Source organism: Streptomyces sp. NBC_01176, from assembly GCF_045039825.1.
Lineage (GTDB): Bacteria > Actinomycetota > Actinomycetes > Streptomycetales > Streptomycetaceae > Streptomyces.
The window spans coordinates 2,470,327-2,489,062 of sequence record NZ_CP108600.1 but is presented as its reverse complement, the minus strand read 5'-3'; the positions used below and the strand labels follow the sequence as shown (position 1 = coordinate 2,489,062).

Here is an 18,736-nt window from a genome sequence, read left to right as displayed (position 1 = left end):
GCAGTCCGCCACGCCGGGCCGTACCGCGGTGAAGAGAATCACGTTCGCCGCTCTGACCTGCCGCTTTCGGCGTCTGTGGTGGCGATTCGCCGGTGATGCGAGGGCTCGGGGCGGCCGGGGGACGACTCATACGCTGTGAGGAGGGGGACTCGGCCGGGGGGCGGGTTGCCAGCGGAAGGCGCGGTGCAGGATGGTTGCCGTAGGGCAACAGATTCTTCGACCGGATGAGGTGAGGGGTTCGCGTAGCGGGCCTTCCTGTTTGTGACTTCCACCCAGCACGGACATGCCGTGAGCGCTGTCGCTCCGGCCCATGAGGCATTCACGTCGGTGCCCCACCCAGTTCTGGTCGTGGACGGCGCCGGCGTCGTGTGTCACGTCAACCCGCAGGCGGCTGCGCTCTTTCCCGGCCTTTGCCGCGGTAGTGCTCTTTCGGACAGCGTTCCGGCCTGGCTGGCGAACGCCCACGCCCGCCAGACGGCCAACAGGCACCACGGCGACAACGCCGCCGTCCCGGGGCTGGTGGGGGAGCGGAGCTTCGAGGCGCATCCGACCGTGCAGGACGACGGGAACGTGGTGTGGTGGCTGGTGGACGACACCGATCACCGGCTGGCCCGCGAGGCGCTGCGGCAGGAACGCGAACGCACGGCGTTTCTCACCGAGGCGTCCAACACGTTGCTGTCGTCACTGAATCTGGAGCGGTGCATGGACGTGACCGCCCAACTTGCGGCTGAGCATCTCGCGGATGCTGCCGTGGTCATCGCCCCGCGCAGCGCCCGCCGCCTGCCCGTCGTCCTGTGCCTGCGCGGCGGACGCCCCCAGCGCTTCCAGTGGGACGTCGACCCGTCCGAGGTTCCCGGTCTGGCGGAGGCGATCCAGGGCTTTCCGCCGGTGCCGTCACGCTGGATCGACCCCGCGGCCGCTCCCGAGTGGCTCGTGCCGGAAGGCTTCGGGACGGTCGGGTCCATCGTCGTCACCCCGCTGCCCGGGCACGGTGTACCGGCCGGCGCTCTGGTGCTGCTGCGGCGCAGCGGCGAGACGGCGTTCAGCGACGGGGAGGAGATCTTCGCCAGGCTGTTCGCGGCCCGTGCCGGCGCCGCGATGTCCGCGGCCCGCCTGTATGCCGAGCAGTCGTCGTTGACGCAGACGCTGATGCGGGACCTGCTCCCCCCTGCCCTGCACCAGATCTCCGGTGTGGACTTCGCGGGCGGCTACCGCGCCTCCCGGGATCACGAGCGCATCGGCGGCGACTTCTACGACGTCCACCCCGCCTCCGTCGAAGGGGAGGAGTCCTTCGCGGTGCTGGGCGACGTGTGCGGCAAGGGGATGGAAGCCGCCGTCCTGACGGGGAAGATCCGCAACACCCTGCAGGCACTCCTGCCGATGGCAGGCGACCACCAGCGGATGATCGACCTGCTCAACGGCGCGCTCCTCAATTCCCACCACACCCGCTTCGCCACCCTGGTGATGGCGTCCGCCGTGCGCGAGGCCGGCTCCGTACGCCTGCGCGTGACGAGCGCCGGGCACCAGCCCGTCCTCATCGTGCGGCACGACGGCACGGTGGAGGAAGGATCCTCCCGCGGCACCCTCATCGGAACCTTCCCCAAGGCGCCGGCCACGACCACGCACGAGACGCTGGCGCCGGGCGAGTTCTGCATGCTGTTCACGGACGGTTTCACCGAGGCCAAAGGCGGCCCGCTGGGCGACGAGTTCTTCGGCGAGGACCGGCTCAGGGCAGCGCTGTCCGAGTGCGCGGGCATGCCGGCGGAAGCCGTCGTCGAGCACGTGCAGATGCTCGCCTCCCAGTGGGTGGGGAGCGGATCGCACGACGACATGGCCGTCATAGTGATCGCCTCGCCCCGTTCCCATCATCTGAGTGCGGTGGACGGTCGTACCCGGGGCAGGTTCACCGCATGAGTACCCTCACCGCTGTCTCCTTCGAGGACCGGACCGACCAGCTGTGGAAGGCGGTCGCCGCCGGCGACGAGCACGCCGCCACCGCGGTGGTCTTCGACGCCCTCAAGGACGGCGTCACCGCGGAGCGAGCGCTCCTGGACCTCATTGCCTCCGTGCAGCGCAAGGTGGGCGAGGAGTGGGCCGCCAACCGGATGACCGTCGCGCAGGAGCACGCCGCCACCGCGATCAACGACCGGGCCGTCTCCGCGCTCTCCCACCACTACGACGCTCACACCGCTCAGGCCCGCGGCCGGGTCATCGTGGCGTGCGTGGACGGCGAATGGCACGGCCTGCCCGCCCGCATCCTGGCCGAGGTCCTCAAACTCCGCGGCTGGACGGTCGACTATCTCGGCGCGCAGGTTCCCCCCACCCACCTGATCACCCACCTCCACCAGACCGGACCCGACATGGTGGCCCTCTCCAGTTCCATCGCCACCCGCCTGCCGACCGCGCATGCCGCCATCACGGCGGTTCAGGCGACGAACACGCCCGTTCTGGTGGGCGGGGCGGCCTTCGGCGTACACGGCCAGTACGCTCGCATGCTCGGTGCGGACGCCTGGGCGCCCGATGCGGCCGCGGCCGCGGACCGGCTCGACCAGGGACCGCTGCCAAGGCCCCGGCCGGCGCATCAGCCCATCGACGATCTGCCGCACCTGGCCGACCAGGAATACACGATGGTCGCCCGCACCCACACCAACCTGGTGCGCACCGTCATGAACGGGCTCGAGGAACGCTTTCCAGCGATGCGGGACTACACGCCCTTGCAGCGTCAGCACACGGCTGAGGACATTGCGCACATCGTGCATTTCCTGGCCACCGCCCTCTACACGAACGACGCGGAACTCCTCACCGGCTTCCTGACCTGGACGGCCGGGATCCTCACGGCCCGCGGCGTCCCCGCCCGCTCCCTCATTCCGGCTCTGGACATTCTTGGCGAGCAGCTCAAGGACTTCCCCCGGGCCACTCTCATGCTCACCGAGGCAACCGACCATCTCACCGGGACAAGGTCCGTGAACGCCTCCGACTCCAGGAACAGTGGATGACGCCGTCGGCCGGAATAGAACTCATCACCACCCCCAGCAGCGACAGGACCGCGGTGCATCTGGAGGTCCACGGGTTTCTGGACTACGACTGCGCCGACCACTTCCTGGCCCTCGCCTCTCAGCAGCTCACCGACAGCCCGGACCTGCGTGTCCTGCGCCTGGACTGCGGCCACCTGGAGGGTCTCGACTCGATGGGGCTGGCCGTGCTGCTGATGCTCCACCGCCGCACCGACGCGGCAGGCGTCACGCTGTTCCTCGACAACCGGCGTCCGACTCTCGAGCGGATGCTGGACATCACCGGCGCACTCGCCCACCTCGTACCCGACCATGCGGATTCGCCCGACGTGTCGGCCGAGTCCCAGGGCATGGCATATCGTCATACGTCCGAAGGCGGCACGTCGGTCGACCGCACGAGTCGCCCAGCGGGACCAGAGGTCGGCGGCTGACTTCTCCACCTGCGTGCATGACCGGCATCAGGGACCAGGCCCCTTGAGGGGAATCGCATGACCGACCGCCTCCGGCCCAACCTCGATCACCTCCGCGACGCCGCCCGGCAGGCCCGCAGCATCGCGGAACTCTTCGACGTCATGTGGGAGCAGGACCGCAACGAGGGCCCGCCCCCCTACATCCGCGTCTCCCAGCTGCGCGTCATGAACATCGTGGATCGCGAGGACGGCATCCGCATGCGCGCCCTGACCCGACTCCTGGGCGCGGCACGCCCCTCCGTCTGCCGCCTGGTCGACCGTCTCCAGGCCCTCGGCTTCGTCGAACGCCGGCCCTGGCCCGACAGCGGCCGCGAAGTCCTTCTTACGCTGACCCCCTCCGGCCGCCGGCATCTGGCGCAGCTCCGTGAACGGCGCGAGGAACTCCTCCTGGATGCGCTCGCCACCATGCCCGCCCATCAGCGCACAGCGATGACCGAAGGCCTCGCCCACCTGCAGAGTGCGCTGGCCGACCAGCCCCGGCACCGCCTTGCTCCTGAGGACGCCCCTCTCATCCCCGTGGCACAAGGCCAGGCGCGATCCGCCTGACGCGCGGACCCATGCCTGCCACGGCCTCGGGCCGGGCGGAACCGCGCCGTGTTGCAGGGGCCTTCCGGCTGGCTGGTGGGGGCTGTGGTGAGGCCTCACCACAGCCCCCACCGGTGCGCGTCCCTTGAGCCCGGGGAGTCGGTCGTAGCCCTCGCCACATGGTGGGGACACTCATCGCCGACCATCACCCTCGACCACTACGCCCACTTCAAGCCGCAGGCGGGGAAGAAGGGGCGCAGGGCGATCGATAGGCTTCTTGGGGAGCGAGAGAAGCAGGCCCCTGGCGCAAGCGTCCCGGCTTCTCCCCAGGTCCCGTCCCGAACGCCCATCATCCGGGCCGACGCATGTAAAACAGCGAGGTGAGAGGCTCCGTGTTCACAACCCGACCGACCCTTCAGGGCACCTTCGGCATGGTGTCCTCCACCCACTGGCTCGCCTCCCAGTCCGCCATGGCCGTCCTGGAGGACGGCGGCAACGCGTTCGACGCCGCTGTCGCCGCGGGCTTCGTCCTGCACGTCGTCGAGCCGCACCTCAACGGACCCGCGGGAGAGGTCCCGATCATCCTCGCCCCGGCGGGCGGCGCGGTACAGGTGCTCTGCGGACAGGGCGGCGCGCCCGCCGGGGCGACGATCGCGCACTACAGGGGACTCGGTCTGGATCTCGTACCCGGTACCGGCCCGCTCGCCGCGGCCGTTCCCGGCGCCTTCGACGCGTGGATGCTGCTCCTGCGCGACCACGGCACCAAGTCCCTCGCCGACGTCCTGAAGTACGCCATCGGATACGCCGGGGGCGGGCACGCGCCCGTGGAGCGGGTCGGCGAGACGGTGGAGGCCGTCCGCGAGCTGTTCGAGACGGAGTGGACCTCGTCCGCGGAGGTGTACCTGCCGGGCGGGACGGCACCGCGACCCGGTGAGCTCTTCCGCAACACCGCGCTCGCCGCCACCTGGGAACGGCTGCTCGCCGAGGTGTCCGCGGCGGGGGACCGGGAGGCCGAGATCGAGGCGGCACGGGAGGTCTGGCGCACCGGATTCATCGCCGAGGCCCTGGTGCGCCAGGCCGGACGGCCCACGATGGACACCAGCGGTGAGCGCCACGCCGGCACCCTGACGGCCACCGACCTCGCCTCCTGGTCCGCGGCCTACGAGACACCGGCGACATACGACTGGCGGGGCTGGACCCTGTGCAAGGCGGGCCCCTGGAGCCAGGGCCCGGTCCTCCTCCAGCAACTCGCCCTGCTCCCGCCGGAGCTGCCGCAGTACGGCTCCGCCGACTACGTCCACCTGCTCGTCGAGGGCTGCAAACTCGCCATGGCCGACCGGGAGGCCTGGTACGGGGACGCGGCCGAGGTGCCGCTCGACGCGCTGCTGTCGGACGAGTACAACGCGGCGCGCCGCGCCCTCGTCGGCGCCGAGGCCTCGTACGAGCTGCGCCCCGGCGCTCCCGGCGGGCGTGCCCCGAGGCTGAGCCGCCACGCGCGGCAGGTGGCCTCCGGGGAGCCCGGCTTCGACGCGCTGGCCGCGCCCGGCGCGGGCGAGCCCACCGTGGCCCGCAGGGCCGGCGAACCCGAGGTGGCACCGGACGGTTCCACCCGCGGCGACACCTGTCACCTCGACATCGTGGACCGCTGGGGCAACATGGTCGCGGCCACCCCCAGCGGCGGCTGGCTCCAGTCCAACCCGGTCGTCCCGGAACTGGGCTTCCCGCTCGGCACCCGGCTCCAGATGGCCTGGCTGGAGGAGGGGCTGCCCAACTCCCTGACGCCCGGCCGTCGTCCGCGCACCACCTTGACGCCTTCGCTGGCGTTGCGCGACGGAGTACCGGTCATGGCGTTCGGCACCCCGGGCGGCGACCAGCAGGACCAGTGGCAGACCCACTTCTTCCTGGCGGTGGCGCTGCGCGCCGACGTACGCGGCGGGCTCGACCTCCAGGGGGCGATCGACGCGCCGAACTGGCACAACGACAGCTTCCCCGGCTCCTTCTACCCGCGCGGTATGCGTCCCGGCAGCCTCACCGTCGAGTCCCGTACCGACTCCGCCGTCGTCGCGGAACTGCGCCGCCGCGGTCATGACGTCCAGGTCGCCGACGCCTGGTCGGAGGGCCGGCTGTGCGCGGTCGCCCGGGACCCGCGCACCGGGGTGCTGTCCGCCGCCGCCAACCCCCGGGGGATGCAGGGGTACGCGGTCGGACGCTGAGCCAGGGGCGGCGGGGGCCGGTCCGAGTATCCCGGTCCCGGCCGGGCGCCCCGGGAATTCACCCCGAATCCACCCGAAGTGCACTGGGCGGGCGGGGATTGTCAGCGGCGCGTGCTGTCATGGAGCCATGATCGGACACATCGAAACCATCGACGAGTTTCTCGCTCACCGCACGACCGACGTCGAAGAAGCGGTCCGCCGCGCGGCCGCCGCCGAGATCATGCCCCGCTTCAGGCAGCTCGCCGCGCACGAGATCGACCAGAAGACCGGCCCGCACGACCTCGTCACGGACGCCGACCGCAAGGCCGAGGAGTACCTGACAGAGACGCTCGCCAAGCTGCTGCCGGGCTCGGTCGTGGTCGGCGAGGAGGCGGTCCACGCCGACCCGGCGACGTACGACGCGATCAAGGGCGCGGCGCCGGTCTGGATCGTCGACCCGGTCGACGGCACCCGCCAGTTCGTCCGCGGCGAGTCCGGCTTCTGCACGCTCGTCGCCCTCACCCTGGGCGGCGTCGTCCACGCGTCCTGGACCTACGCGCCGGCCCGTGACCAGCTCGCCGTCGCTCTCCGCGGCCGGGGCGCCCGTCTCGACGGACAGCCGCTGCGCTCCGGCTCGCCCGCGCCCGGCCGCGACCTCGAGATAGCCACCTCGCACCCCGACTACACGACGGACGAGCAGAAGCGCGCCCTGCTCGGACTGAACACGGAGGGCGTCCGGCCGCGCCCCTGCGGCTCGGCCGGCCTGGAGTATCTGGCCGTCGCCCGCGGGGAGTTGGACGCGACGGCCTTCTCCTGGGAGGCGGCCTGGGACCACGCGGCGGGTCTGCTGCTGGTCGAGGAGGCGGGCGGCACCCACCTGACCCTGACGGGTGAGCCGTTCCGCGTCACCGGCGGCAACGCGCTGCCGTTCACAGCGGCCCGGGACGAGGCGACGGCCCGCCGGGTACGGGGGCTGCTGGCCGCGGGAGCCTGACCGGGAGCCGCGGGGCGCCGCGTGCGGGCCGTGTGGTTCGGGTCCTGTGATGGCCGTGAGGTTCGCGTCCTGTGCGGTCCGTGACGCGGTCCATCTTCGCGCTGCTCCACCTCCGCACCGCCGTACACCTCCGCACCGCCGTCCATCTCCGTACCACCGTCCATCGTCGCGCCGCGATGATCCGGATCAAAAACCTCAACCAGGACACCCGCACCTACCTGGACGTCGAACCGCAGTCGAAGCCGGGGCACCCTCGTGCCCCGGCTTTTCGATGCCCCTTCGCACGCGGCGCACGCTGCCGTGCCGGTGTCCGTCCGGCCTTCGCTGTGCACAGCGAGGGTGTGGCTCGGTGGCGGTCGCGACGAGTCGTGTCCCTCCGGACGTCGATGCGACGGGGTGCGGGCCCGGCGGTCTCCGTGGGGTGTGCGGGAGGTGGATGGTCTCGGAAAGCCGCAGCTCAGTGGCCTTTTTCCGGCCCGGTTCCGGCTCTTCGGCCCGCGCGGGAAACCTGAGAGTTCCGCCTTCCTCCCGGTCGCAGGCCACCTCTCGTTCACGGGGACGTCGCCGAGGGACGGCTTGCTATGGAGCGAAGTTATCTAGACAACTTTGCTCCCCTGGGTGTCGCCGCGGCGGGACCCGGGGCGGAGAGGACCCAACACCGTGTCATCCCTCTCACAGGCCGCCGCGTCCGGGAGCAGCATCGCGATCGGCTCCCCGACGCCCCCGCCGCGCGGCACCGGACTGACCCTCACCTGGGCGACGGACGCCCCCGACCCCAAGAACTGGATCGGCGTCTACCCCGCCGACCGGCTGCCCGCCGGCGGCAGCAGCTCCCTCGTGTGGGCGTACGTGCCCGGCGCGTCCGGGCAGACCACCCTCGACACCTCCGGCCTGAGCGGCGGCCCGTACATCGTGTACCTGCTGGCCAAGGACGGCTACGGCGTCCTCGCCAAGACGGAGCCGTTCAGCTTCGCGGGCGCCCCCGTCGGCGACTCCGTCAAGCTGACGACCCCCGCCCCGCACGAGGGCGACAAGGTCTCCTTCCACTGGACGACGGACACACCCGACCCGAAGAACTGGATCGGGGTGTACGACGGCGACCGGCAGCCGGGTCACGGCTCCTCCCTCGCCTGGGAGTACACCCCGGCCGCCACCGGGGACATCACCCTCGACACCTCCGGCCTGAGCGGCGGACCGTACACCGCCTACCTGCTGGCCAAGGACGGCTACGGCATCCTCGCCGAGACCGCCGCGTTCAGCTTCGCCGTGCGCCCCGAGATCCCGCGCCCGCACGCGGCCGTGGACGCCGTCACCACCGAGCCGCAGACCGCGGGCAGGGACTTCTCGGTGAAGCTGGGCGGTCTGTGGATCAGACCCGAGGGCAACGCCGCGGGCAGCGCGACCTTCAAGCGGGTCGGCGGCGACTCCTGGCTGACGGTGGCCGCGGACGGCACGGTCGGCGGCAGGGCCCCGCTCCCGGCGCCCCGCAGACCCGGCCGCGTGGTCGCCGCCGTCACCGACAGCGCCGTCGGCAGCGACACCGTCACCGTCCAGGTGCCGGTGCGCACCGCACGGGAACGGCTCCGGCTGAAGGTGGCCACGCTGAACCTCTGGGACGCCGGCACCCACGTCGACGGCTTCCTGGAGAAGCAGCTGCGGCTGGTGCTCACCCAGGGCCTGGACGTCGTGGCGCTCCAGGAATGCGGTGACACGGCGGCCGAGGACCTCGCGGGGGCGCTCGGTTGGCACGCACACCAAGCCGGCGGCCTCGGCATCGTGAGCCGCTACCCGCTCGGCGACGTCGTCGCCCCGACCGCCGCGCTCCCGGCCACGGCGGCGACACTGCATCTGCCCGGCGACCGCGCGGTACGCCTGTGGACGGCCCGGCTGGACGAAGCCGACTACGGGCCGTACGCGCTGTTGTCGGGCCGGACGCCCGCGCAGGTCGAGGCGGCGGAGAAGACGACGGCCCGCTACCGGCAGGCGCAGGCGCTGGTGGCCGCCCTGCGGCCGGAACTCGCCTCCCGCACCCCCGTCGTGCTGGCGGCCGGACTCGCCTCCCCGTCCCACCACGACTGGACGAGCCGGACCACGTCCGCGCACGGGGGAGCGGGCCGGGTCCGCTGGCCCGTCACCGAGGCGCTGGAGAAGGCGGGTCTCGTCGACGCCTTCCGCGACGCCCACGCCGACCCGAAGAAGGCACCCGGCATCACCTGGTCCCCCGTCAGGCCGCAGCGCGAGAGCGGTGGCGGGGCGGAACCGCAGGACCGGATCGACCAGATCCAGTACGCGGGACGGCTCAAGGTCCTGGAGGCACACAGCCTGTTCACCGGCTGGCCCCGCCCGGTCCCGGACACCGCCGCCAACGGCTGGCCCTCCGACCACGCCGCCGCCGTCGTCACCTTCTCCCTGTCCGCCCGCGGCTGACCGCGAACGATCCGAAGGACCTTCCTCCCATGACCGAGATCAGCCGCCGTACCTTCATCGGCACCACCGCGGCCGGAGCCGCGATAGCGGCCGGACTCCCCGGCACGGCGGAGGCCGCAGGGCGCGGCACCGGCCACGGCAGCATCGACGACGTCAAGCACGTCGTCATCCTGATGCAGGAGAACCGCAGCTTCGACCACTACTTCGGCACCCTGAGCGGGGTACGAGGCTTCAGCGACCGCCAGGCCACCGTCCTGCCGGGCGGCGACCCGGTGTTCCGCCAGCCCGCCGGGGGCCGCGCGGAGGGCCATCTCCTGCCCTTCCGCATGGACACCACGAAGTACAACGCGCAGAACGCGGCCGGCCTCCCGCACGACTGGGACAGCGGGCACTCGGCCGTCAACGGCGGCGCCATGAACAAGTGGGTCGCCGCCAAGGGCGAGCGGACCATGGGCTACTTCACGCGCGCGGACATCCCCTACCAGTACGCGCTGGCCGACGCCTTCACCCTCTGCGACGGCTACTTCTGCTCGCTGAACGGCCCCACCGACCCCAACCGCCTCTTCCTGTGGACCGGCACCGCGGGCCCCGGCGTGGACGGCACCACCGGCCCGTGGACCGACAACGCACCGGTCACGGACAACCCGGTGGCCGACTGGACGACGTACGCCGAACGCCTGGAGCAGGCCGGCGTCACCTGGCGCGTCTACCACAACCCCGACGGCTCCGACGACCGTTACGGCGACTACGACGACAACGCCCTGTCGTACTTCAAGCAGTTCCACGAGTTCCCCAAGGACGACCCGCGCTACGTCAACGCGATGACGAAGTGGGACCTCACGGCGTTCGACGAGCACTGCAAGGACGGCACTCTGCCCACGGTCTCCTGGCTGGTGGCGCCCTACCTGTTCTGCGAGCACCCGAACGCCAGCCCCGACTACGGCGCCCACTGGGTCGACACCGCACTGCAGTCGCTGTTCTCCAACCCCGACGTGTGGAAGCACACCGTCTTCCTGGTCATGTACGACGAGAACGACGGCTACTTCGACCACGTCATCCCGCCCTTCCCCGAGCCCGGCACCAAGGACGAGTTCGCGGGCGGCAAGCCGATCGGCCTGGGCAGCCGGGTGCCGCTGTGGGTCGTCTCACCGTGGTCGCGCGGCGGATGGGTCAACTCCCAGGTGTTCGACCACACTTCGGTGGTGCGTTTCCTGGAGCGCGTGACCGGTGTGGAGGAGCCCAACATCTCCGACTGGCGGCGCACCGTCTGCGGCGACCTCACCAGCGCCTTCGACTTCGCCAAGCCCGACTACAGCATCCCGGCCCTGCCGGACACGGTCGCGCTGATGGCCAAGGCGGACGCGGGCAGCTCGCTGCCGCCGGTCAAGGTGCCGGACCAGCAGTCCATGCCCGCACAGGAGGACGGCGACAGGCCGCACCGCGCCCTGCCGTACCGCCCGTGGGCCGACGCGAAGGTCGACCGGACCACCGGCAAGGTCACCTGCACCCTCACCAACGACGGCAGTGTCGGCTACCACTTCACCGTCCTGCCGAACACCGCCCTGCCCTTCGTCGGGACACCCTTCACGGTCCCGCCGCGCTCCTCCCGCACCTATGAGTGGGACGCCTCCGGCACCGACGGCCGCTACGACTTCTCCGTGTACGGCGCCGACGGCTTCGTCCGCCGCTTCTCCGGAACGGTCGTCCGCACGGGCCAGGACGACGTGGCCGTGCCTTCGGTGACGGCGGCCCTGCGGCAGTCCGGGCGCCCGGAGAACGCCTCGGTGGAGCTGGACCTGCGCAACGCCGGCGACACCGAGGTGGCGTTCACGATCACGCCGAACGACTTCGCCGGCGAGGAGCGGACCGTATGGGTCGGGGCGGGCGACCGCACCCGGCTGACGTGGCGCACCGACGCGGGGCGGTACGACTTCACGGTCACCGCGGGCACCGGCACCCGGTTCGTCCAGCGCTACGCCGGAACCGTCCACACCGTGTGAGCCACCGCCGGCCGGGACCGGGCGCCGACGACGACGGCACGCCCGGTCCCCACCGGCGGCCGGGGCCCGCCCGCCCCGGGCGGCTCGCGGATTCCCACCCCGCGCCGCCGGGGTCGTCAGCTCTCCGGCATATCCTGGTGGTCAGTGGCCGTCGGCGACAAAGGAGTCCGAAGGTGCCGTCGATGCTCGATGCCGTCATCGTGGGTGCGGGGCCGAACGGGCTGACAGCTGCCGTGGAACTGGCCCGCCGGGGCTTCTCCGTGGCCGTCTTCGAGGCGCGGGACACGGTGGGTGGCGGCGCCCGCACCGAAGAGCTGACCCTGCCCGGATTCCGGCACGACCCCTGCGCGGCCGCGCATCCGCTCGGCATCAACTCGCCCGCGTTCCGGGCGATGCCCCTGGAGCGCTACGGCCTGGAGTGGCTGCACGCCGAGCTGCCCATGGTCCACCCGTTCCCGGACGGCACGGCCGCGGTGCTCGCGCGTTCCGTCGCGGAGACGGCCGCCTCGTTCGGACCGCGCGACGCCGGCACCTACCGCCGGCTGGTCGCCCCCTATCTCCCCAAGTGGGACACGCTGGCCCACGACTTCATGTCCCTGCCCGCGACCGCACTGCCCCGCGACCCGGTCACCCTGGCCCGGTTCGGACTCACCGGACTGCCACCTTCCACGTGGCTGATGCGGCGCTTCCGTGACGAGCCGGCCAAGGCCCTGTTCGCCGGGCTCGTCGCCCATGTCATGGCCCCGTTGGGCGGCATCGGCACCGGCGCCGTCGGCCTGGTCTTCGCCCTGGCCGCGCACGCCCGCGGCTGGCCCGTCGCGCGCGGCGGCTCCCAGTCGATCTCCGACGCGCTCGCCGCCTACCTGCGGGACCTCGGCGGAAGCGTCCACACCGACTACGAGGTCAAGCGCCTCGACGACCTGCCGCCCGCGCGCGCCTACGTCTTCGACACCTCGCCCACCGCGCTGTCCCGGATCGCGGGCTTCGGCCGGTACTACGAGAACTACCGTTACGGGGCAGCCGTCTTCAAGGTCGACTACGCGCTGGACGGGCCCGTGCCCTGGACGGCCGAGGAGGCCCGTACCGCCGGGACCGTGCAGGTGGGCGCGAGCCGCGCCGAGATCGGTGCCGCACTGCACGCCGCCTCGCGCGAGGACCGGGCGCCGGACGCCCCCTTCCTGATCACCGTGCAGCCCAGCGTCGTCGACCCCTCCCGGGCACCCGAGGGAAAGCAGGTCTTCTGGGCGTACGGGCACGTTCCCAACGGCTGGACGGGGGACCTCACGGACGCGATCGAGCGCCAGCTGGAGCGGTTCGCGCCGGGATTCCGCGACCGGGTACTGGCCCGCGCGACCGCCGGCCCGCGCGAACTCGCCGCGCGCAACGCCAACTACGTGGGCGGCGACATCGCGTGCGGTGCCGCGTCCGGACTTCAGCTCCTGCTGCGTCCCAGGCTGTCCGCGTCCCCGTACGGCACCCCGCACCCGGCCGTCTTCATCTGCTCCTCGGCCACCCCGCCGGGACCCGGCGTGCACGGCATGTCGGGGCACAACGCGGCGAAGGCCGTGTGGCGTCGCCTGCGACAGTCCTGACCACACGGACACGGCGGGGGACACCGCACGGCCGGCGGCGGGCCGGCGGCGGGCGGGGGAGAATGCGGTGAGGACCGCGTACGAGGAGGACGAGGCGTCATGACCGTCATCACCCTGGTCCGGGGCGACATCACCGGGCAGAGCGTCGACGCGATCGTCAACGCGGCGAACTCCTCGCTGCTCGGCGGCGGGGGCGTGGACGGGGCGATCCACCGCCGCGGCGGCCCCGCCATCCTGGCGGACTGCCGCAGACTCCGCGCCTCGCACTACGGCAAGGGCCTGGCCACCGGCAAGGCGGTCGCGACCACCGCGGGCGACCTGGACGCGCGGTGGGTGATCCACACCGTGGGCCCGGTCTTCAGCGGCACCGAGGACCGCTCGCACCTGCTGGCCTCGTGCTACCGCGAATCACTACGGGTCGCCGACGAACTCGGCGCCCGCACGGTCGCGTTCCCCGCCGTCTCGGCCGGCGTGTACGGGTGGCCGATGGAGGACGCCGCCCGTATCGCGGTACGGACCGTGCGGGACACGGAGGCGGCGGTCGAGGAGGTCAGGTTCGTCCTCTTCGACGAGCGGGCGTACGAGGCGTTCGCCGCGCAGGTCGGCTGACGGCCGGCGACTGCCGAAGAGCCCCGGCCGCCGGTGCCGCGCCACTCCGGAGCCGGGGTGGGGCCCGAGGTCGGCCCGAGGCGGGGCCCGGTGGCGCCGGCAAGCGGACTCGTGCCGCGCGGGCGGTGGACCCGAAGCGGACGGTGAGAGGTGAGCGGCGCGGCGACCCGGGCACGGGTGTGGACCGGGTGAGAGGCGACCCGGGCGCGGGCGGTGGACCGGGGCGAGCGGCGAACCGGGCACGGGCCGTGTGAACCCGGCGCGGAAGATCAGGTGATCTCCTGCGCCGGATTCACGGCCTGCACCGGGTTCTCGGCCTGCACCGGGTTCACGGCCGTTCACGGACTGCCGGGTTCACGGCCCGCGCCGGGTTTCCGGACGCCCCGAGCAATCCCGTCTCACCGGGTACCGGGCCCCCGGTCGTCGCCCGGCCGGTTTCCGCGCCGGAGGCGGCGACGCGCGGCTGACGGGTGACGATTGCCGGGCCGGTCGGTCAGGCGGAGGCGGCGCGCAATTCCGCCAGGGTGGCCGCGGTCAGTGGCCGGGGCGCGCTGTCGGGGTCGACGAGGACGACCGTGCAGGCCGCGGTGTGCGTGAGCGCGCTGGTGAAGCTCCCGTCGGCGAACTGTGCCAGCGGACCGCGGGGAGAGTGGCCCACGGCGACGGTGCCGGCGTGGACGTCGGCGGCGTGCTGGGCCAGGGCCCGGCCCGCGGCGGCGTGGTCACCGACGCTGGTGAGTATCTGGCCGACGGCGGGGATGCCCTGGGCCGCGAGCCGGTCGAGGTGGGCGGTGACGGCGGAGCGGGCCTGGTCGGCGGTCTCGACGTCCACGGCCTGTTCCTCGACCACGGCGGTCTGCTGGACGTGGACGACCTCCAGGGCCGTACCCGAGTCATGGGCGAGCCGAGCCGCGGTGTCGACGATGGCGGCGGCCCTGTCGTGGGCGCCGACGGCGACGATGAGCGGCGGTCCGTCGGTGGCCGGCGCGGCGCCGACCGGCGTGAGCGTGGGGGCGACGGGCTCGCCCTGGCCCGCCCCCTGTTCGGCCCGGCGGAGCAGACGGTGACCGCTCGCCAGTACCGGGATGGCCACGACGAAGGTTCCGGCGCCGAGGTAGAACGGGACGCTGAGATCGGTGGCGTCGGCGAGCTTGCCGGCGACATACGGGGCGAGGCCGCCGCCGATGAACCGGAGGAAGCCGTAGGCGGAGGAGGCCACCGGCCGCTCGACGGGTGAGACGAGCATGACGGCCTGGGTGGTGAGGGTGTTGTTGATCCCGATGAAGGCACCGCTGACGACGACGGCCACGATCACCACGCCGGGCGAGTCGACGCCGGCCGCGATGACCGCCATGACGATTCCCAGGCCGAGCAGGTTGGCGTACAGCACCGGGGCGGTGCCGTACCGGGCCTGCAGGCGCGGGGCGAAGAACACGCTGAAGGCCGCCACCAGCAGGCCCCATCCGGTGAAGACCAGTCCGAGCTGGTGCGCGCTCAGCTTCATCGGGTAGGGGGCGTACCCCAGCATCGTGAAGAAGCCCCAGTTGTAGAGCAGCGCCATGATGCCCATGGTCAGCAGGCCGCGGTGGCGCAGCGCCTTGAGGGGGGCGAGCGGCGAGGTGGGCCGCTGCGGCTTGGGCAGTGCCGGCACGAAGGCGAGTGTCGCGGCCAGCGCGACGGCCATCAGGACGGCGACGCCGAAGAAGGGGCCGCGCCAGCTGATGGCCCCCAGCTCGCCGCCGAGCAGGGGACCTACGGCGATGCCGAGGCCGAGGGCGGTCTCGTACAGGATGATCGCGCCGCCGAAGCCGCCGCTCGCGGAGGCGACGATGACGGCGAGGGAGGTGGCGATGAACAGCGCGTTGCCCAGGCCCCAGCCGGCCCGGAAGCCGACGATGCCGTTGATGGAGTCGGTGGTGCCCGCGAGCGCCGCGAAGACGACGATGACGGCCAGACCCACGACGAGGGTGCGCTTGGCGCCGATGTGGCTGGAGACCCAGCCGACGAACAGCATGGCGACCGCGGTGACGATCAGGTAGCTGCTGAACAGCAGGGAGACCTGGCTGGGTGAGGCGTGCAGGCCCTCGGCGAGGGCGGGCAGGATCGGGTCGACCAGACCGATGCCCATGAACGAGATGACGCAGGCGAACGCGACGGCCCAGACGGCCTTGGGCTGCTTGAAGGGGCTGGCGGCCCTTCCGTGCGGTGCACTCATGTGCGGTTCTCCGTGGTGTCGCAGGGACGGGGTCATGAGCGGGAATGACGGTCGTCGATGACCCGGGCCAGGGCAGGCAGGGCGACCCGGACGGCCCGCTGTTCCGGTTCGGTCAGGTCCTCGATCAGCTGCCGCAGGGCGTCCGCGCGCTCGGCCCGTCGCCGGCGGAAGACGTCCAGGCCTTCGTCGGTGGCTTCCACGAGCACGCCCCGGCCGTCGCTGTGGTCGGCGGTGCGCCGGACCAGACCCGCGCGTTCCATCCGGGTGACCAGCTGAGTCATGTTCGGCTGGGAGGCGTTCTCGGCCCTGGCGAGCTCGGTCAGCCGCTGCGGCCCCTCCCGGCCGAGTCGGCTCAGTGCCGAGGAGGCCGCCGTGCTCAGGCCACCGGTGACGGCGCTGCGACGGACGTATCGGACCAGCCGCTCCACGGCGATCATCAGGTCGTCGGCCGGCGCCGGTGTGCCAGTGTTCATAACCCGCTTATGCATAACCGCATTATGCATCTAGGTGTAGGTGGAAACAACATTGCGCCGTGAGCGGGCTCTTCCGTGAGCGGGCACCTTCCATGGCGCGGGCACCCTCCGTGGGTGCCGGCTCCTCCCCGGGGTGCGGGCGCGGGCGCCGCGTGTGCGCGGCGCTGGTCCGCGCCGCCGTCGGTGCGCCGCGGGTGACGCCGGAAGACGCCCGCCGCGGCGCACCGGTCGGCTGTCAGCCGTCGATGCGGTGCTGGGTCCAGAACGAGGTCAGGTCCGTGGTCGTGGCGGCCTGGGCGGCCGCCTTGAACTCGGACGTGGTCGAGACGCCGTACCGGTGCGAAGTGGCGTAGTCCTTCAGGAGTTTGGTCATGGCCGTGTCGCCGAGGGTGCGCCGCAGGTCGTGCAGGGCGCACTTGCCGTAGCCGTACACGACCGTGGAGTACCGGGACGAGTGGGCGTCCCAGTAGGCCATCGAGTTGGTGATCTTCTCCGCGGAGGAGGCCCAGGAGACGCTGTTCCAGCAGTTGGCGCCGGTCTTGTTCTGCGCCAGGTCGGTGGCGTAGTCGGTGAACGCCTCATCCAGCCACGGGCTGTTGTACTCGTCGTCGCCGACGATCCCGTAGAACCACTGGTGACCGATCTCGTGGGTGAGTGCCGTGGTGCTGACCAGGTCGAGGACGAAGCCGGGGTACTCCATGCCGCCGAACCAGTAGTTGTTGTCGATCACGGCGTCCAGCTCGCCGTACGGGTACGCGCCGAAGCGTGCGGCGTGGGCGTCCACCGCGGACTTGGCGGTGGAGAGCATCGACTGGGAGTCGGAGGAGCTGATGCCCGAGACGGAGTAGATGTTGATCGCGGTGCCGGCCGGGGAGGTGCCGGAGATCTTGCTGAAGGGGCCGGCGGCCCAGGCGAAGTCACGGACCTTGGAGGCCGTGGCCGTGGTGACCGTCCGGCCGCTCGATCCGGCGGTGTCGACCGAGGTGCCGGTGGCCGGGACGAGGAGGCTCGTCGGGTGGTCGAGGGTCACCTTGAAGTCGGCGGCCAGTGAGTAGAACGACTCGCCGTTGTTGGTGTACGGGTCCAGGTGCCAGCCGGCCGCGTCCTTGACCGCCAGTACGGGCAGCGCGTTGCCGATGTTGACGAAGGCGCCGTCGTAGCCGAAGCGGTCGGCGCCACTGGGAACGGTGATCCCCAGGTCGAAGCCGATCGTGGCGGTCTGACCCTGTGTCAGGGGCGCCGACAGGTCGATCCTGAGGGCCGTGCAGCCCACCGAGAGGGCGCCCGCTGTGCCGCCGGTGACGTTGCTGACCACGATCGGCATCGCGGAGCAGGTGCCGTGGTAGTTGTCCCACAGCCTCAGGTACACCTCGCTGAGCGCGGTGGAGGAGGCGTTGGTGAAGGTCGCGCTCTCGTGACCGGTCCAGGCGGTGCCGCTGGAGTTGCTGCTCAGGCTGACGGTGTACGAGGGTGCGGCCGGCGTCCGTGTGGAGTCCGCGGGCGGGATGGTGGTGCCGGAGGTGTCGAGGGCGACGTCGTCGAGGACGAAGCTCGTCCGGAGGCTGGAGTCCTCGGTGCCGGTGAAGGCGACGGTCACGGTCTGGCCCGCGAACGCCGAGACGTCGAAGGACTTCTGCGCGTAGCCGGTGTTCTTGTTGAGGTTGGAGTACGTCGCCAGCGTCGTGCTGCCGATCTTCGCCGTCAGCTTGTCGTACGCGGTGGACGTCGTCGTCTCGGTGGTGTCGATGTGCAGCCAGAAGGTGAGCGTGGCGGAGCTGCACCCGGACGGGATCGTCACGCTCTGCGAGAGCGTGTCGGTGTGCGTGCTGCCCACACCGTCCAGCCAGGCGAAGGAGGTGCCGCCGTGGGCGGTCTGGCCGGCGCGCGAGGTGATCACGCTGGTCGACGACTGCGTCCAGGGCGAAGTGCCGCTCTCGAAGCCGCCGTTGGTGACCACCTGCGCAGGGGTGCAGGCGTCGGCCGAGATGGCGGTGGGCGGCGCCGCCGACGCCGGGGCTCCGGGGAGCAGCGCGGCGGCCAGCGCGACGACGGCGAGTGCGGCCGTCGCGAGGGCCTTGTGGGGGGTCGGTCTCACACGAACTCCTTTGAGGCGGCCGGGATTCCGGCCTGCTCGGTGGCCGTCCGCCCGGCTCGGGTGCGCCGGAGGACAGCCGGGGGCTGCGCGGATCGCTCGCGCGACCGCGGGGGTGAGATTTCTGCCGCGTTCC

At 72.0% G+C, this 18,736-nt stretch carries 13 protein-coding genes; 10 read left to right on the top strand and 3 right to left on the bottom strand.

Annotation, left to right across the window (positions count from 1 at the left end; translation table 11 throughout):
• Window positions 1-327 precede the first annotated feature (327 nt).
• The 10 genes from OG199_RS10515 to OG199_RS10470 all read left to right on the top strand — a co-directional run bounded on the left by OG199_RS10515 (window position 328) and on the right by OG199_RS10470 (window position 13,820).
• Complete coding sequence (locus tag OG199_RS10515) at window positions 328-1,914, top strand: PP2C family protein-serine/threonine phosphatase (protein WP_405829204.1); 1,587 nt, start codon at window positions 328-330, stop codon at window positions 1,912-1,914.
• Window positions 1,911-2,996 (top strand): B12-binding domain-containing protein, encoded by a 1,086-nt coding sequence (locus tag OG199_RS10510; protein WP_401805790.1) that lies wholly within the window; start codon window positions 1,911-1,913, stop codon window positions 2,994-2,996. Before OG199_RS10515 ends, OG199_RS10510 begins: the two co-directional genes overlap by 4 nt.
• Entirely contained in the window at window positions 2,993-3,442 is a 450-nt protein-coding gene (locus tag OG199_RS10505; protein ID WP_356809561.1) for an STAS domain-containing protein, read from the top strand. Before OG199_RS10510 ends, OG199_RS10505 begins: the two co-directional genes overlap by 4 nt.
• Before the next feature lie 57 nt (window positions 3,443-3,499).
• Window positions 3,500-4,027 carry a MarR family transcriptional regulator gene (locus OG199_RS10500; RefSeq protein WP_356809562.1) on the top strand — a complete coding sequence of 176 codons (528 nt, stop codon included), beginning with the start codon at window positions 3,500-3,502 and terminating at the stop codon, window positions 4,025-4,027.
• A 371-nt stretch (window positions 4,028-4,398) separates the two neighbouring features.
• A complete protein-coding gene (locus tag OG199_RS10495) occupies window positions 4,399-6,219 on the top strand; it encodes a gamma-glutamyltransferase family protein (RefSeq protein WP_405829203.1) in 1,821 nt (606 codons plus the stop codon).
• Window positions 6,220-6,346: 127 nt separating this feature from the next.
• Complete coding sequence (locus tag OG199_RS10490) at window positions 6,347-7,192, top strand: inositol monophosphatase family protein (RefSeq protein WP_405829202.1); 846 nt, start codon at window positions 6,347-6,349, stop codon at window positions 7,190-7,192.
• A gap of 660 nt (window positions 7,193-7,852) precedes the next feature.
• Complete coding sequence (locus OG199_RS10485) at window positions 7,853-9,619, top strand: endonuclease/exonuclease/phosphatase family protein (RefSeq protein ID WP_405829200.1); 1,767 nt, start codon at window positions 7,853-7,855, stop codon at window positions 9,617-9,619.
• Window positions 9,620-9,648: 29 nt separating this feature from the next.
• Window positions 9,649-11,619: a phosphocholine-specific phospholipase C gene (locus tag OG199_RS10480; protein WP_405829199.1), complete on the top strand. Its 1,971-nt coding sequence runs from the start codon at window positions 9,649-9,651 to the stop codon at window positions 11,617-11,619.
• Between the two features lie 182 nt (window positions 11,620-11,801).
• A complete protein-coding gene (locus OG199_RS10475; protein WP_405829197.1) occupies window positions 11,802-13,211 on the top strand; it encodes a phytoene desaturase family protein in 1,410 nt (469 codons plus the stop codon).
• 99 nt (window positions 13,212-13,310) lie between these two features.
• Window positions 13,311-13,820, top strand: a complete 510-nt coding sequence (locus OG199_RS10470) for an O-acetyl-ADP-ribose deacetylase (RefSeq protein ID WP_405829195.1) — start codon at window positions 13,311-13,313, stop codon at window positions 13,818-13,820.
• A gap of 493 nt (window positions 13,821-14,313) precedes the next feature.
• Here OG199_RS10470 and OG199_RS10465 read toward each other — a convergent pair whose 3' ends face one another.
• The 3 genes from OG199_RS10465 to OG199_RS10455 form a co-directional block, all read right to left on the bottom strand.
• Window positions 14,314-16,035, bottom strand: coding sequence for an MFS transporter (locus OG199_RS10465; protein ID WP_405829193.1), 1,722 nt, complete (start codon window positions 16,033-16,035; stop codon window positions 14,314-14,316).
• A 32-nt stretch (window positions 16,036-16,067) separates the two neighbouring features.
• A complete protein-coding gene (locus OG199_RS10460) occupies window positions 16,068-16,508 on the bottom strand; it encodes a MarR family transcriptional regulator (RefSeq protein WP_356806170.1) in 441 nt (146 codons plus the stop codon).
• 235 nt (window positions 16,509-16,743) lie between these two features.
• Window positions 16,744-18,603, bottom strand: coding sequence for a M1 family aminopeptidase (locus tag OG199_RS10455; protein WP_405829191.1), 1,860 nt, complete (start codon window positions 18,601-18,603; stop codon window positions 16,744-16,746).
• Window positions 18,604-18,736 lie beyond the last annotated feature (133 nt).